The 14,882-nt window shown below is 46.7% G+C and carries 16 protein-coding genes; 10 read left to right on the top strand and 6 right to left on the bottom strand.

The genetic code is table 11. The features are described from left to right. Positions 1-9: 9 nt before the first annotated feature. The 9 genes from AAA939_RS01490 to AAA939_RS01450 all read left to right on the top strand — a co-directional run bounded on the left by AAA939_RS01490 (position 10) and on the right by AAA939_RS01450 (position 7,663). Positions 10-534, top strand: a complete 525-nt coding sequence (locus AAA939_RS01490) for a hypothetical protein (protein WP_338208107.1) — start codon at positions 10-12, stop codon at positions 532-534. 23 nt (positions 535-557) lie between these two features. Continuing rightward, positions 558-1,031, top strand: coding sequence for a GNAT family N-acetyltransferase (locus tag AAA939_RS01485; RefSeq protein ID WP_338225891.1), 474 nt, complete (start codon positions 558-560; stop codon positions 1,029-1,031). Positions 1,032-1,136: 105 nt separating this feature from the next. Continuing rightward, a complete protein-coding gene (locus AAA939_RS01480) occupies positions 1,137-2,135 on the top strand; it encodes a tRNA dihydrouridine synthase (protein ID WP_338208109.1) in 999 nt (332 codons plus the stop codon). A 161-nt stretch (positions 2,136-2,296) separates the two neighbouring features. Further along, positions 2,297-3,220, top strand: a complete 924-nt coding sequence (locus tag AAA939_RS01475) for a Ppx/GppA phosphatase family protein (protein ID WP_338208110.1) — start codon at positions 2,297-2,299, stop codon at positions 3,218-3,220. Positions 3,221-3,242: 22 nt separating this feature from the next. Continuing rightward, positions 3,243-4,517 carry a hydroxymethylglutaryl-CoA reductase, degradative gene (locus AAA939_RS01470; protein ID WP_338208111.1) on the top strand — a complete coding sequence of 425 codons (1,275 nt, stop codon included), beginning with the start codon at positions 3,243-3,245 and terminating at the stop codon, positions 4,515-4,517. Next, on the top strand, positions 4,510-5,469 hold the full coding sequence (locus AAA939_RS01465) for an IpaB/EvcA family protein (RefSeq protein ID WP_338208112.1): 960 nt from the start codon (positions 4,510-4,512) through the stop codon (positions 5,467-5,469). Before AAA939_RS01470 ends, AAA939_RS01465 begins: the two co-directional genes overlap by 8 nt. A gap of 21 nt (positions 5,470-5,490) precedes the next feature. Beyond that, entirely contained in the window at positions 5,491-6,192 is a 702-nt protein-coding gene (locus AAA939_RS01460; protein ID WP_338208113.1) for an NAD-dependent protein deacylase, read from the top strand. After that, complete coding sequence (locus AAA939_RS01455; protein WP_338208114.1) at positions 6,189-7,031, top strand: DUF72 domain-containing protein; 843 nt, start codon at positions 6,189-6,191, stop codon at positions 7,029-7,031. The genes AAA939_RS01460 and AAA939_RS01455 overlap by 4 nt, the downstream gene beginning before the upstream one ends. A 146-nt stretch (positions 7,032-7,177) precedes the next feature. Next, on the top strand, positions 7,178-7,663 hold the full coding sequence (locus AAA939_RS01450; RefSeq protein WP_338208115.1) for a flavodoxin family protein: 486 nt from the start codon (positions 7,178-7,180) through the stop codon (positions 7,661-7,663). 332 nt (positions 7,664-7,995) lie between these two features. Here the strand turns inward: AAA939_RS01450 and AAA939_RS01445 are convergent, their stop codons facing one another. The 6 genes from AAA939_RS01445 to AAA939_RS01420 form a co-directional block, all read right to left on the bottom strand. After that, on the bottom strand, positions 7,996-8,448 hold the full coding sequence (locus tag AAA939_RS01445) for an NAD(P)-dependent oxidoreductase (RefSeq protein ID WP_338208172.1): 453 nt from the start codon (positions 8,446-8,448) through the stop codon (positions 7,996-7,998). An 18-nt stretch (positions 8,449-8,466) separates the two neighbouring features. After that, positions 8,467-9,141: an NAD(P)-dependent oxidoreductase gene (locus tag AAA939_RS01440; RefSeq protein ID WP_338208116.1), complete on the bottom strand. Its 675-nt coding sequence runs from the start codon at positions 9,139-9,141 to the stop codon at positions 8,467-8,469. 27 nt (positions 9,142-9,168) lie between these two features. Then, positions 9,169-9,816: an NAD(P)H-binding protein gene (locus AAA939_RS01435; protein ID WP_338208117.1), complete on the bottom strand. Its 648-nt coding sequence runs from the start codon at positions 9,814-9,816 to the stop codon at positions 9,169-9,171. A 12-nt stretch (positions 9,817-9,828) separates the two neighbouring features. Continuing rightward, on the bottom strand, positions 9,829-10,779 hold the full coding sequence (locus tag AAA939_RS01430) for a DMT family transporter (protein WP_338208118.1): 951 nt from the start codon (positions 10,777-10,779) through the stop codon (positions 9,829-9,831). Between the two features lie 66 nt (positions 10,780-10,845). Beyond that, complete coding sequence (locus AAA939_RS01425) at positions 10,846-11,235, bottom strand: hypothetical protein (RefSeq protein WP_338208119.1); 390 nt, start codon at positions 11,233-11,235, stop codon at positions 10,846-10,848. 167 nt (positions 11,236-11,402) lie between these two features. Continuing rightward, positions 11,403-12,290, bottom strand: a complete 888-nt coding sequence (locus tag AAA939_RS01420) for a LysR family transcriptional regulator (RefSeq protein ID WP_338208120.1) — start codon at positions 12,288-12,290, stop codon at positions 11,403-11,405. Between the two features lie 300 nt (positions 12,291-12,590). On the opposite strand from AAA939_RS01420, the gene metG reads away from it, so the two are divergent. Further along, complete coding sequence (metG, locus tag AAA939_RS01415; protein WP_338208173.1) at positions 12,591-14,642, top strand: methionine--tRNA ligase; 2,052 nt, start codon at positions 12,591-12,593, stop codon at positions 14,640-14,642. Positions 14,643-14,882: the final 240 nt, after the last annotated feature.

The following is a 14,882-nucleotide window of genomic DNA, read 5'->3' as shown; positions in this document are numbered from 1 at the left end:
GATTTAAAGATGCGAGCAATTATCAAATATAAACACCGCTTTGAAACGAAGCTATCTTGGGAAAAGTTAGCCGTCAAAATGTGGCAACTGGGAAAAGATGAAGCCGTTGCGGTGAACCACACCGGTGCTGATCAAGAATTAAATGAACAGCTTACAATCGCGTTGGGATTACGCTATTGGGAATATGACGAGAAATGGCATGAATTGCCTATTAAGCGAATTGGGGAAATGATTACCGTACAACCGTTTAAAAAGAAGAAGCGGGTGTTAGTTTCAACGCCATATCGTGATGAGTTAATGATTACCAGTCACGCTTTTTACGTGCTGGTCGATGCGATTGCGACTGCACTTGATGGGGACATTTCTGAAGAAGATTCGTACGATGAAATTGGAACGAAGTGGTGTAGTCCCACCGATTTTGAAGAAAAGTATCAACGCGTGATTGACTTGCCACGCCAAGATGTTAAACAGGTTAGTTTTTTAGAAGCAATTGCATTACCTACAATTGATGAAAAGCGGACTAAAGGTGTTTAACTAGTAGTAGATTGAGGTAGTATATGGGATTGATAAAGGTCGAATCAACGGAATTGTCACGGGTGCAAGCCATGTATCAACGAGCGTTTAAGCCGTTATATGAAAAGTATCACGACCGATTGACGAATCCTTACTTGGAATCACTATCAGACTTGCGTGCTAAGTATCGAGAACCTAACAGACGGTTTTACTATTATCAAGTTGACCATCAGACGGTTGGCTTTTTAGGCCTTGTTTTTGATGCCAGTCAGCAAGTAGTCCGTATTTCACCACTGTTGGTTTTACCACAGTTTCAGGGACAACACTACGCCCAGCGCATGTTACTGTCTGTTGAAAATGCCTATCCGGAAGTGCGTCAGTGGCAGGTGGATACGATTGCTGAAGAGACTAAACTAGTTCATTTATATCGGAAATTGGGCTATAAGCAGGTTGCACATCGTTGTGATGAAGTTCAACCGAGGATGCACTTAATTTATTTTGTGAAAGAAATTAAGTAGTTAATTTAAGCTACTGTTGGCGGCAATTAAACGGGATATGGGTATTTACAGTCCGTTCATGCTAAAATAAAAATCATTCATACCAACAGATAGGAAGGACTTATTTTGACAGAAACCTCATTTTGGACCCCAATTGCAACGCGCGCTCGCCAAGCTGGGCGGCCTTTTTTTACCATGGCACCGATGGAAGCCGTCAGTAACACGGTCTTTCGGCAAGTTGTTGCCCACGCCAGCGGACCCGATGCATTTTTCAGCGAATTTGTTTACGCCAAGAGCATCACGAATCCGAACACCAAGTTTCCAGTTCACGGACGCCTATACGTGGCGCCAGCGGAAGCTCACAGGCCAGTTGTACAACTGTGGGGCAATGAAGCGGTTGACTTTGAAACCGGTGCGGCGGCGTTACGTGACCAAGGCTTTAGCGCCGTGGATATTAACATGGGCTGTCCGGATGGGACGGTCATCAAAAATCATGGTGGCAGTGACTTGATTCGTAACCCGCAGTGGGCTGCCGACGTGATTGCCGCGGCCAAGACTTCCGGGCTAACGGTCAGTGCAAAAACACGGCTCGGTTACAGCAAATTAGATGAATACCGAAGTTGGATTCCAACTTTACTGGAACAACACGTGGCCCTTTTGACGGTTCATCTACGGACGAAACAGGAAATGAGTAAGGTGCCGGCGCACTTGGAAGTCATCGATGACTTGATTCGGATGCGGGATGTGATTGCTCCGGAAACGTTGCTACAAATCAACGGCGACATCGCGACCTATCAGGACGGGCTTGAGTTAGCAAAGCAACACCCTGGCCTCGATGGCGTGATGATTGGCCGCGGGGTCTTTGCTAACCCGTTTGTTTTTGAAGCCCAGCCACAAGCGCATTCATTAGATGAATTATTGGGTTTATTAGAAATGCAGTTGAATCTGTTTGATGATTTTGCGACCCGTTACGACGTGCCCCGTTTTCCGTCACTCAAACGGTTCTTCAAGATTTACGCACGCCCGGAACTCGGTGCGACGGAACTGCGTAATCAGATGATGGACGCTAAGTCGACGGATGAGGTGCGGAAGATCATTGCTGAATTTATGGCAACTGAACATTAGAATAACGATGGAGCTTGTGGCTAAGACTGCGGGCTCCTTTTTGATTGGAGCATATTTCACCAGTCTTACTCGGCTTGCGGCACTCAACCCCAGTCGGCGGGGGATTAATGGTAAAATAAACCTAACTAAAACTTCAATGGGAAAAGCGAGCGTGGTGTTTTATGAGAAATTTAGCAATTGTAGACCTAGGCTCCAATTCAGCGCGGATGGCGGTTAGTCGGTTGCATGCCAATGGTCACGCTGAGGAGATCAGACGGGTCAAAGAAGATACGCGGTTATCCGAGGCGATGGGGCCGGAACACGTCTTACAACCAGCTGCGATTGAACGGACAATTAAGGCGTTGTTAAATTTTCGGCGGCTATATGAGCAGATGCCAAATACCGATGTCATTGGAATTACCACGGCGGCTGTCCGGATGGCGAAAAATCAAAGGGCGTTTTTAAATCAAGTCAAACAAGAAGTGGGCTTGGATTTAAAAGTGTTGTCTGGTGACGATGAAGCCTACTACGATTACTTAGGTGTGGCCAACTCTCTGGTAATTCACGACTGTTTGATTTTGGATACCGGTGGCGCCAGTTGCGAACTAATTTTAGTCAAAAATGGGTGTAAACAACAGTTGATCAGTTTGCCGTTTGGTGCGGTGACCTTATCAGAACAATTTGAATTGGATGACGTGGTGCCATCTGACAGTCTATTTCGGGCGCAGATGTTTTTACGGAACCGTTTGGCTGATGTTTGGTGGCTAACCGAAGCGATGCACTACCCGATTATTTTGCTAGGTGGCGCTAATCGGACGTTGGCCCGGATTAACCGTCGGCGTCAGAAAAAATTGAAGGTAGAAGATATTCACGGCTACCGCCTGAAAACTGAAACGGTGTACTATACCTTTTTGGATATGTTGACGCGTTCTAAGCAGGGGCGCCAAGATATTTCTGGCATGGAATACGACCGTGCCGATATTATTGTTGGCGGGATGCTGCCACTAGTGACGCTACTCCAAATGCTCGACAGTGACCGGGTGATTTTTTCGGAGAGCGGTGTCCGTGAAGGCATTATCTCAGAACATTTGAATTCAGAAAATTGAACCTTAAGATGGGAATGATATCATGACTGCGGATTTCCGCCATTTTTATCAAAAAACGTGGGCTGAACGAACCGCCATTGTTGCGGAACAGGCCCAGTTAACACCGGCTGAACAAGCCCTGTTTAAGAAGTACTACGTGACCGAACATCACGAGATTATTGAGAATTATTTAACGGACTATCCGTTACCCATGGGATTAGCCGTTAATTTTGTGATTGATGGCCAACCGAAAATCGTGCCCATGGTAACCGAAGAACCGTCCGTTATTGCGGCGGCAAGCAACGGGGCTAAAATTGTGAAGCGTGCCGGTGGATTTACGACGAGTTTGACACAGCGCGAGATGGTCGGTCAGATTGTTTTAGAAAAGTTGGCTGATCCGCAAGCGACCGCTACCTTGATCGAGAAACATTCGGCGACGTTGCTAAAAATTGCCGATGAAGCGCACCCCAGCTTGAAGCGCCGTGGCGGTGGGGCCCGCCGGATTCGTACCCGGGTCCTTGGCCAGGGCTATTTGTCCGTCGACTTATTCGTGGACGTCCAGGCTGCGATGGGCGCCAATATGCTGAACAGCATGTTGGAAGCCGTGGCGAAGTCAATTAGTGTCATTACGAAGACGAATCCGTTGATGAGTATTTTATCGAACTACGCGACGGCTAGCCTGGTCAAAGCCGAGTGTACGATTCCGGTCGGCCTGTTGCAGGCTGGCCGCTATTCCGGCGCACTCGTTGCGCAGAAAATGGCTTCTGCCAGCACGGTCGCTCAGATTGATCCGTACCGGGCAACGACCCACAATAAGGGCATTATGAACGGTATCGACGCGGTCGCCATCGCAACTGGCAATGACTGGCGGGCACTTGAAAGCGGGGCGCACGCGTACGCTGCCAAGGATGGCCAGTACCGTGGGATGAGCACTTGGACGACCGATGGTGAAGTTTTGCGTGGCAGTTTGGAACTGCCCCTACCAGTCGGCGTCGTTGGGGGCTCGATTAAAATCAACGAGTTGGCCCAGTTAAACCAGCGCGTCCTAGGTATCAAGACGGCACCCGAATTGGAACGCGTGATGGTCGCGGCCGGCTTAGCTCAAAACTTAGCCGCACTGCGCGCCTTAGTGACGACTGGGATTCAGCAGGGGCACATGCACCTTCAATTAAAATCACTGGCCATGGCCGCGGGTGCAACACCGGACGAACTCCCCGTTATCTTACAGCGACTAGAACTCGCACCGCAGCAAGATTTAACGACGACTCAAAAACTAATTGCGGCGTTACGCCAATCAAAGGAAGAAAACGATGACTGAAACTAAATTGAACCAAACCGTAACCGACTTATTAAGTACCGCCAATTCACTGTATCCTGGCAACATTAGTGTCAGCTTTGGGCAGGATCAATCGGGCTATGTCCGGCATGACCAAGCCCAACAGGTGATGAATGATGGTGATTTGACCGTGCAAGTTAACGATGTTACGGCGCCAAATTACACGGCTTCGCACGAATTATTGCATTTATTGTTGTTACTACAAGGTTTTCCACAGATCACCTTTAACTTAACGACCCGTGATCAACAGTTGGACGAGCAACTGATGGCCATTGCCATGGAACTTTACGACATGGTTAGCCACGTTTTGGTCGTTGGAAAACAGCGGCAACATGATTTGATTGACGTCAACATCGAAGACTTATACGTGAAAGGGGTCTACGCAACCATCGACCCGGAAGACCCCAAGAAGACTGACGCCATGATGACGTTACGATTATTAACGTTAACGGACTTATTAGTCTTTTTCGATGGTGAACTAAAGCCTGAGTTGATTGCCCGCGTGGCGGATGACTTCCCACAGGCGTTCCCTGCAGCCCAAAAGTTATACGAAGTCATCACGCAAAAAGCGGTCGATACACCGTTTGCGATGCGGCGCGCCGTGGTGAAGCTCTTTAAGGCTTTCGATGAGCAGATGACGGCTTGGCATTTGCCAATGTTACACGGTACCGAATTCGTGACGATGCAGAGTGTCTTGAGCGAACGTCAGGAACGACTTGAAGTGCGGCAACTCTTTGATATCTACCATTCAGATATGTTGGATAAAGAGAAACACACCCGGGCGTACATCGGGCTCAATAAGGGCGACCAACAAAATGCCTTTGTTTTGCCGGCACCGACCCAAAAGAAGAGCGACGCCTTCTTCAAGGAAACTTATGACAAGACCGTCAAGGAATTATTCCAAGAAATGAATTTACCATATACGTTACGTTAGTTTTAAACGGGGGGTGGCAGTATGGAAAATACCGCACAAGAATTACTTGCAACGAGTCAACACATTGTTTTTATGACCGGCGCCGGGGTTTCGACGCCCTCGGGAATTCCCGACTACCGTTCTAAAAACGGCTTATACACTGAACATCACAACGCTGAGTACTATCTCAGCCACGCGTTTTTACAAGATCATCCGGAAGACTTTTATCAGTATTTGAAGGAAAACTTGTATTACCCGGAAGCTAAGCCCAACGTCATCCATGAAAAAATGGCGGCGTTGACCCAGCAAGGACGGGCCAGTGTGATCACACAAAATATTGATAATCTGTATAACGTGGCCGACACCAAAAACTTAGTGGAGTTTCACGGCAACTTATATCAGATTTACTGTACGAAATGTAAGCAGCACGTGGATTGGCAGGACTACTTAAAGTCACCATACCACGAGCTTGATCATGGCTATTTACGCCCTAACGTCGTGTTATACGATGAAGGCATCGGCCAGATGAACATTCAACGCGCTGTCGAATATTTACAGCAAGCCGACCTCGTCGTGATTTGTGGGACGTCGTTTCGGGTCTATCCGTTTGCTGGGCTGATCGATTATCGCAATCCGCAGGCGCAGGTGTTAGCAATTAACGAGGAACCGCTACAGTTGCCATTTGACTTTACGATGGTTCAGCAAAATGCGGTGGACTTCTTTAAGGATGTGAACGTGGGATGATTACAATTGGCCTAACAACTTGGACGGAACACCCTAGCTTACTTGGGGGAACCGACAAGCTGACCTTAACTGAATATTCCGGGGTCTTGCCGGTCGTGGAAGTCGACACCCCGTTTTATGGGATTCCCAAGGTGACGACCGTTGCTAAGTGGCAAAAGGAGGTTCCGGATAAATTTCAATTTATCTTGAAGGCCAATCAGGTCATGACTTTGCATAACGTGCAAGACGAAGGCCTGTCGATGGACGCCTTGAAGACGGCTTACCGGGAATACCGGGCCATGATCAAACCGTTGACGCAACACCACCAGCTAAAAGCAATTCTATTCCAGTTCCCGCCGTTTTTTGAACGCTCTAACAAGAACTTTCATTACTTACAGCGGATGGTGGACTGGTTACCAGGGCTGCCAATTGCCGTGGAGTTTCGTAACCAGAGTTGGTATGAACCGGGCGTTAAGGATTCAGTCTTTGATTTCTTGAAGGATTTAGGTGTGGCCCACGTCGTTGTGGATGAACCGCACGCTTTAAATGATGGGGTGAGCTTTGAACCAGTCGTCACGAGTCCCCAACTTGCGCTGATGCGCTTGCATGGTCGTAATCAGCAAGGATGGTCGACAAAGGGGCCCGGTTGGCGCGGTCAACGAACCTTGTATCGGTATAGTGATGCGGAATTGACGGAATTTAAAGCGACCGTTGAGCAGTTGCAGCAACAGGCTAAAGAAGTCTGTGTGATCTTCAATAACAATTCCGGTGGCGATGCGGCCGATAACGCGTTAACGCTAAAAGATATGCTGGGAATTTCCTTTGGTGATCTGGGGCCCCAACAGTTGGACTTGTTTTAGCGAATGCCAGCCGATAAGCAGCACAATTTAAAATAGCGGTTCAGAAATCCTAATTTCTGAACCGCTATTTTTAACGCCGACTTGACTTAAAGTGCGGTTTAAGGTTTAGGCTAAAGGTATTCAAACGAGTAAAGGTGGGCATTAACATGGCAAATAAAGTTTTATTAGTGACTTATTCATGGTCGGGGACGACCGCTAGAATGGCGATGGCGTTACAAGCTGTGACCAAGGCGACTCGCGTGGATCTCACGGTTGCTGCGGGTACTTTTTCAGGTGATATGTACGCCACTTCCGACAAAGCGAAGCAACAGTTAGCGACGGGTCAGTTGCCAACGCTGACTAATTCGTTACCGGATTTAACGCAGTATTCAATAATTTTAGTAGGTGGACCAGTCTGGTCAGGCCAAGTGGCGACACCGGTGCGGACTTTCTTGTCCCAGCTACGCAATTACCAAGGCATTGTGGCACCGTTCTACACCGATGCCGGAACGCCGGATGATTACGAAGCAGATTTCAAACAGTTGCTTCCAGGCGTGAAGGTCGCAACCGGGTTGGGACTCACTGGCGGTCAAGTGGCGCATGCGGAAGCGGCATGTCAGACTTGGTGGTCAAAAGTTCAGTTAGTCAAATAAGCACGTACAAGTGTAGGTTAATAATTGTGTGACCCGGTTTTTAAAGAACTCAGTCAAAAAAGATAGACGTGCAACCGAATTGGGTTACACGTCTATCTTTGGATTAAATCACGTTAATAGCGTTGTGTTGGAACGGGATTGTTGCCACTGACAAGGGTAATCCGTTGTCGGATATAACGGTGTTGCTCAATAATATCAAGCATGCCCTTAGCGTAGTCCGCGTAAGTAATGTAGTCATGACGACCATCATTAGGATTTTTAGACTGGGGGGCTTTAAAGTTTTCCCCATCAACATGGTACGTGCCATTACCGCGCCGGGTCGGATCAAAATTTTAAGCTGGCGTGACGTAGGTCCAATCAACATGGGTATAAGTCCGCAAAATTTTGAGCCCTTCCGTATGAGCAGTGCATAAATCTTGCATGTAATCGGGATAATAAAGTGGCAGTTCTTGTAAGGTGTGCTGATGCGCTTGGTCGATATACAGCGTGTTGGCACCGCCAACTTTTAAATAGTGAATATTGGTTCCCTTAATGAGGGTCATCATGTGCAATAAGCCTTGGTAATGAACAATTTCAGTACTGGGTGTCCAAGCACCAACCGCATCAACAATGGCATCGACATGAGCAACGTCTTGTTGATTAAGAGCCATCATATCTTTAATGGTGACATGGGCTTGATTCACATTTTGATGCTGACGGTGGGCAATCCCAATCACCGTGTGACCACGCTTGAGTGCCGTTTGCATGATTAAACGCCCCGCATGACCGTAAGCCCCAATGACCATAATTTTCAAAAAATCACCTCATTCATTAGTAGTAGGTAGGTCGCCGTGGACCAGCGTAATCTGCTGGCGTAAGTAGCGTTGCTGGGCAATTATTTCAATAATGCCCAAGGCAAAGTCCGAGTAGCTGATATAGTCGTTGTGCCCGTCGTCGCCGCGTAAGTTGGGACGAAAATCTTCACCATCAACGTGATAATGACCAGTTGCTGCGCCTTGACGTACAAAGTTAACCGGTGGAGTCACGTAAGTCCAAGGAATGTTCGAGTAAGTTCGTAACAGGGTTAGCGCCTGATTATGAACGTTACATAAGTAGCGGTATTTAGCTGGATAGTAGCTATCCAACGACTGTAACTGTTGTGAGTGGTCACGGTTGATATAGAGCGTATTGGCACCGCCCACCTTTAAATAGCGGGTCTGGCCGGTAGATAGCAACTGAACCACGTGCGCTAAGCCATCGTAAATAATGGGAGCTGTTTTGGGCTGCCAACCACCAGTTGCATCAACTATGACGTCAAAACCAGCGACATCAGTTTTAGTCAGTTGACGGACATCTTTGATCAGTATTGTAGCCGGATTTAAATTGATTTCAGCGTGCGCGCGGTGGGCAATCGCAACGACTTGCCAGTGTCGTTGGTTGGCAAGTTCCACGATTCGACGCCCAAGTTGGCCATAAGCGCCTAAAACCATTAGTTTCATTAGTAAAACTTCTTTCAGATTTTAAAATTAGTAAAAGCTGGGTTTAGCCCCATCCGTATTAGGTTCGTTGATCCCGATTGATTGTTTGATCGCTTGTTGTGGGTCTAATAACAAGGTGCTGATATAGCTAGCAACACTCAGGCGTGAGACCTCGGTACCTTTGAAGGCTTGGCCTTTTTGGGTTAGTTCGTAACTGATCGTTGGTTTGTCAGAAAACCAGGCGGGTCGAATGATGGTATAGTCGAGCTGACTGGTTTCAATCACCTTAGCACCGGCAGCGTAGGCATCCAGAGTGCTTCCAAGCATTTGGGCGTTCCAAATGCCATACTTTCCTGGGATTTCTTGGTAAATACCGTTTGCCGAGATCCAAATAATACGTTTGAGCCCGGTCGCACGCATCGCTTTGACAACGGCCTGTCCTTGTTGTTTGAGGTTAGCGCCATACAAATTAGCATAGATGATATCTTGTCCGCTCATGGCTGTCACCAGTTGGTCATAATCTTTGACGACATCGGCTACGACTACTTTGACACGAGCGTCGTGATGAATATCTTCTGCCAGACGTTCGGGATGACGAGCTAAGAGGGTCATTTGGACATCCGGGCGATCAAGTAATTGGCGTTCGACCAAGGTTGCAATGGATCCAGAAGCACCTAAAATTAAAATATTTTTCATGATATTTTCCTCCTAAAGGGTAATAAATTTAACGGTTAAGACACCAATAAACATTAATAGTAAGCCAATCGACTTAGAGCGTGTCATGCGATTAGCGGCTGATTCGAAAAGCCCGTAGTTCTCAATCAAGGCACTTCCTAGTAATTGACCAAATAGGGCTAGGACAACGACTTGGCCAGTCCCAACACGGGGGACTAACCACGCGCTGCCTAAAATATATAAAGCTCCAATAATTCCGCCAATCCAAATCCACCAGTAGTGTGGGCCTTGTTTAACTGCCAAACGCAAGGTACCGACGTTAGTCAAAGTAATGAGGTTGACTAACAGTAAACAAACGACCCCAATCGTGAACGAGATAAATGCGGCTTGAACGGGTGATTGGAGCACCGTCCCCAGATGACCGTTGATCGCTGTTTGCATCGCCATGAGCATTCCGGAAATGACGGCAAAGATTTGATAAAAATGGGTTTTAAGCTGATGATTAACGGTTCCTGCTTCTGAACTGAACGGTTCATGATAATCAAGGATGCCAAGTGACAGCACGACCCCACCAACGATTAGTAGCAATCCGACTAACTTGGCGATGGTCAGGGGGACAATTGGCGAATTAAAGAGACCAAATTGATCAATAATGATACTCATAAAAATTTGCCCCATAATCGGTAACACAGTGGTTTGTAAGCTACCAATTGCCTGAAATAAGATGACATTACCGGTTAAGGCGATGGTCCCGAACAGGCCGCCTAACCAGAGCCAACTGGGATTTTGGCTAATAACAGTTGGACTAATGAGTAACGGTTGATGGGTGGCGATACTGAGTAGCAGTAAAAATAGCCAAGCGATTAAAAATGAAAGGCCAGAAGATAGGTAGGGGGATAAGACAATTTGGCGCATTTTGGCATTGACTGCGGTTTGCATGGCTAAACCGGCCCCCATTGCCACTGGGAATACTAAAAGTAACACTGAATCACTTCCTGTTTGTTTTTTAGGTTGATTTAAGTTTAATCAGTCGTTGGGACAGAACCAATTCTAATTTGTGAAGCGACTAATCGGTTTTTCCGATTGGTTCCGGCGAGCCACTTGGTTAATTAATAACCAGCGATGATTATCGGCAATAAAGGTCCATTGCAGTTGGACGGTAGCTGGACGGTTACTAGCAAACTGAATTTGTGTGGGCATACAGACGCTGCCGTGGCTACCGTTGATTTTAGGTGTCGAAATGGTTGAAAAGTCCAAGTAAAGTAAAGTGTCGTTTTGAATCATATCGATCCAGTCATATTTAGAGACTGGATGACCATCAAGGGGGGTGTACTCGGCACTGGGTGCTAACATCTGATTGAGTAAACCGACATTTTTAGTTATTAACGCCGTCATTATTTGGTGGGTACAATTGAGCAAGGCGACTTGTTCGCTTGTCATGATTAACGACTCCCTTTCTAAGTTGATTGATGTGAACGAGTCTTATCATAGCTTGGATAAGTTTCGTAACCAATCTGACTTTTCGATGGAATCAATCGGTAATTGCGATGATTGCAGGAAGGTGAGGTTTGAAGCCAGCAAAAAAGCGCTCAGATGGTCTGAACGCTTTAATGGAATTGATTTTTTAAAATTTCAGCAAAAGTTTCAATATAATACCCAGAATTATCTTTTTTCCAATAGGCATAGTAATGTTGAGTCAAGTCGCGACCGTGGTCGACCAACTTCAAAACCCGGTTAGTATTGGGATCAATATGACTACCGGTGCGACTGTTGACGACGACGTAGCCTTGGTTAGCAGCAGCTAGCATCTGAGCTTCGCCGAAACTAGCAGCGATTTGGAAAGGACTTTGAATGCCTAGAACCTCTCGATAATAAGCTTGTTCGGAAGTGTATTGATCAGCACCCACGATGAGAATGCAAGGCAAGTCGGTCAAATCAGTCGTATCAATGACCGTCTCTTTAGTCTTAAAGGCGTTGTTTGCAACAATGACCATGTAATCGGCGGACGTTAAAAATTTATTCTCATAACTAGTTGATAAGTTATGCCGTTGGTCAGAAAAACTCAAGTCAATTTTGTCATCACGGAGTTGTGAAAAGAGCTCCGTGTAAGAATTACTATGAATCTGGACACGAACGTGCGGGTAGGCTTGTGAAAATTCCGAGACAGCTTGTAGAAATTCTTGCGAGCCGAATTTTCTTAGATAGCCAAGACGTAACGTATAGGTTGACTGAGTGTGATTTTCGATGGCTTGGGTTTCCGTAACTAAGTGTTCGACTTGTTCTAGGACCACTTGGCAATGATGATAAAAATATTCACCAGCGGGAGTTAACTCAAAACTGCGTCCTTGCCGCTTGACTAAGGTCACACCTAGTTGTTCGGCAAGAATTTTTAGTTGCTGGGAAAGTGACGATTGGGAGATTTGGCACTCTTCGGCAGCTTTGGTATAACTGTGATTATTGACGACTGCCACGAAATATTGCATTTGACGAAACATGAACTCACCTCTGTACTTAGTTTAGATGATTTTATTTAGGAATACTATGAATTAGACGACCGCCAGTGAAAGTTGCGAGAAAGTTATCAAATAATAGCTAAACTGCTCACCGGTTGAAAGATGTTGCTCTCATCAGTTCCTAACCTGACCGGGAAGTATGATACAATGGAAAAGAGTTTACACCGGGACCCTCGTTAGTTAGCGGGAACCGTCGCGTCGCCCGTAAATGAGTAAATTTTAATGGACGGTGCTAAACTAATTATGAGTGAACTACAAACAAGTTTGAAGGGGATTTACGTCATGGCAGAAACAAAACCAACCTATTATATTACGACGCCGATTTACTATCCTTCGGGGAAATTACACATTGGTAACTCTTACACGACCATTGCGTGTGACACCTTAGCACGCTACAAGCGGGCCATGGGTTACGATGTCTTCTTCCTGACCGGGACGGATGAACACGGTCTTAAAATTGAAGAAAAAGCTGAAAAATTAGGCACTGATCCTAAGACTTACGTGGACGGGATGGCTAAGCAGATCAAGGATTTATGGAAGCTGCTTGAAATCTCAAATGATAAGTTTATTCGGACGACCGATGACTACCACGAACACGCCGTTCAAGAAATCTTTGACCGGTTGCTTAAGAGTGGCGACATTTACTTAGGCGACTACGAAGGCTGGTACTCAGTTGACGATGAAGAATACTTCACGGAAACGCAATTAGCCGAAGTCTTCCGTGACGAAAACGGTAAGGTCATTGGTGGGAAAGCACCAAGTGGCCACACCGTTGAATTGGTTAAGGAACAGACCTACTTCTTCAAGATGAGCAAGTATTCCGATTGGTTATACGATTACTACCAAGCCCATCCTGAATTTATCGAACCATCGAACCGGATGAATGAAATGATCAATAATTTCATTAAACCTGGTTTGGAAGACTTATCAGTGACGCGGACGAGTTTTACTTGGGGCGTTTCCGTTAAGTCTGATCCAAAACACGTGGTTTACGTTTGGCTAGACGCGTTGATGAACTATATCACCGCACTTGGTTACGCGACTGGCGATAGCGAAGACTTGTTCAACCATTACTGGCCAGCTGATGTCCAGATGGTTGGGAAAGAAATCGTGCGTTTCCATACGATTTACTGGCCAATCTTCTTACACGCTTTGGGCTTACCATTGCCAAAGAAGGTCTTTGGTCACGGCTGGTTGTTGATGAGCGATGACAAGATGTCCAAGTCAAAGGGGAACGTGATTTACCCTGAAACGATCGTGGAACATTACGGTCTGGACGCCTTACGTTACTACTTGATTAAGGCAATGCCTTATGGCAACGACGGGTCATTCACGCCGGAAGACTTCGTTGCTCGGGTCAACTACGACCTCGCAAACGACCTCGGTAACTTGTTGAACCGGACCGTTGCCATGATTAATAAGTACGAAGACGGGAAGTTGCCAGCCTTTAAGTCGGACGTCACTGAATTTGACGCCGACCTTGAAGCGACGGCCGCTGACGTGATCAAGGCTTATAACGATGACATGGATAGCTTGCACTTGTCCAACGCATTGGGCGAAGTTTGGAAACTGGTTAGCCGGACGAACAAGTACATTGACGAAACGGCGCCTTGGCAATTAGCTAAGAGCGAAGATTCAGCGGACCAAGCTAAGTTAGCCAGTGTCATGGCCCACTTAGCCGCTAGTTTACGCGTTATCGCCAGCTTGATCAGTCCCGTTATGACGCACGCACCAAAGGAAATCTTCACACAACTTGGCTTAGACATTAACGACTTAGCCATCGCTGACTTGAAGATGAGCGACTTACCAGCCGGTGCGCAAGTTGTTGCTAAGGGAACGCCAATCTTCCCACGGGTTGATATGGACGAAGAAATCGACTTCTTGAAGAGTCAGATGACCAAGTCAGATAAGCAAAAGGGTCGTAAAGCAATGGCAGCTGCAAAGCACGAAGCTGAAGTTGAACACGATTGGGACCCAGCGCAAACGCACTTAAACTTAACGAAGTCAGAAATCAAGATTGAAGATTTCGACAAGGTTGAATTAAAGGTTGCGGAAGTCATTAACGTTCAAAAAGTTAAGGGTGCCGACAAGCTCCTCCAATTCCGATTGGATGCAGGGGATGCGGATCACCGTCAGATCTTATCTGGAATCGCAAAGTGGTATCCAGAACCAGAAGACTTGATTGGTAAGAAAGTCATCATCGTTGGTAACTTGAAGGCCCGCAAGATGCGCGGCGAAATGAGCCAAGGCATGTTGCTTTCTGCCGAACACGATGGTCAAGTTCAATTGATCACCGTGCCAGAAGCCATGGTCAATGGATCGTTGATCTCGTAATTAGTCACTTGAATAACACAAACCGCTACATGACTGTCTTTGGCAGTGACGTAGCGGTTTTTTTGTTGTCTTGACTAAAGGTTGAAAAGTCTAAAATTGCGATTAACACTGTAACAGTAGCAATCGTCATTCCTAAGTTATTCGTTCCGTCGGGTAGCCTTGTGCTATGGGGGCCGGTGCCAGCCAAGGTTCGGCCTGACACCTCGATTCAAAGCCGACAGCCCACGTCTTTGAATCGCC

Origin of the sequence: Lactiplantibacillus paraxiangfangensis (assembly GCF_036246185.1) — a bacterium.
Classification (GTDB): Bacteria; Bacillota; Bacilli; order Lactobacillales; family Lactobacillaceae; genus Lactiplantibacillus; species Lactiplantibacillus paraxiangfangensis.
This window is presented reverse-complemented; position numbering and strand designations above follow the sequence as displayed.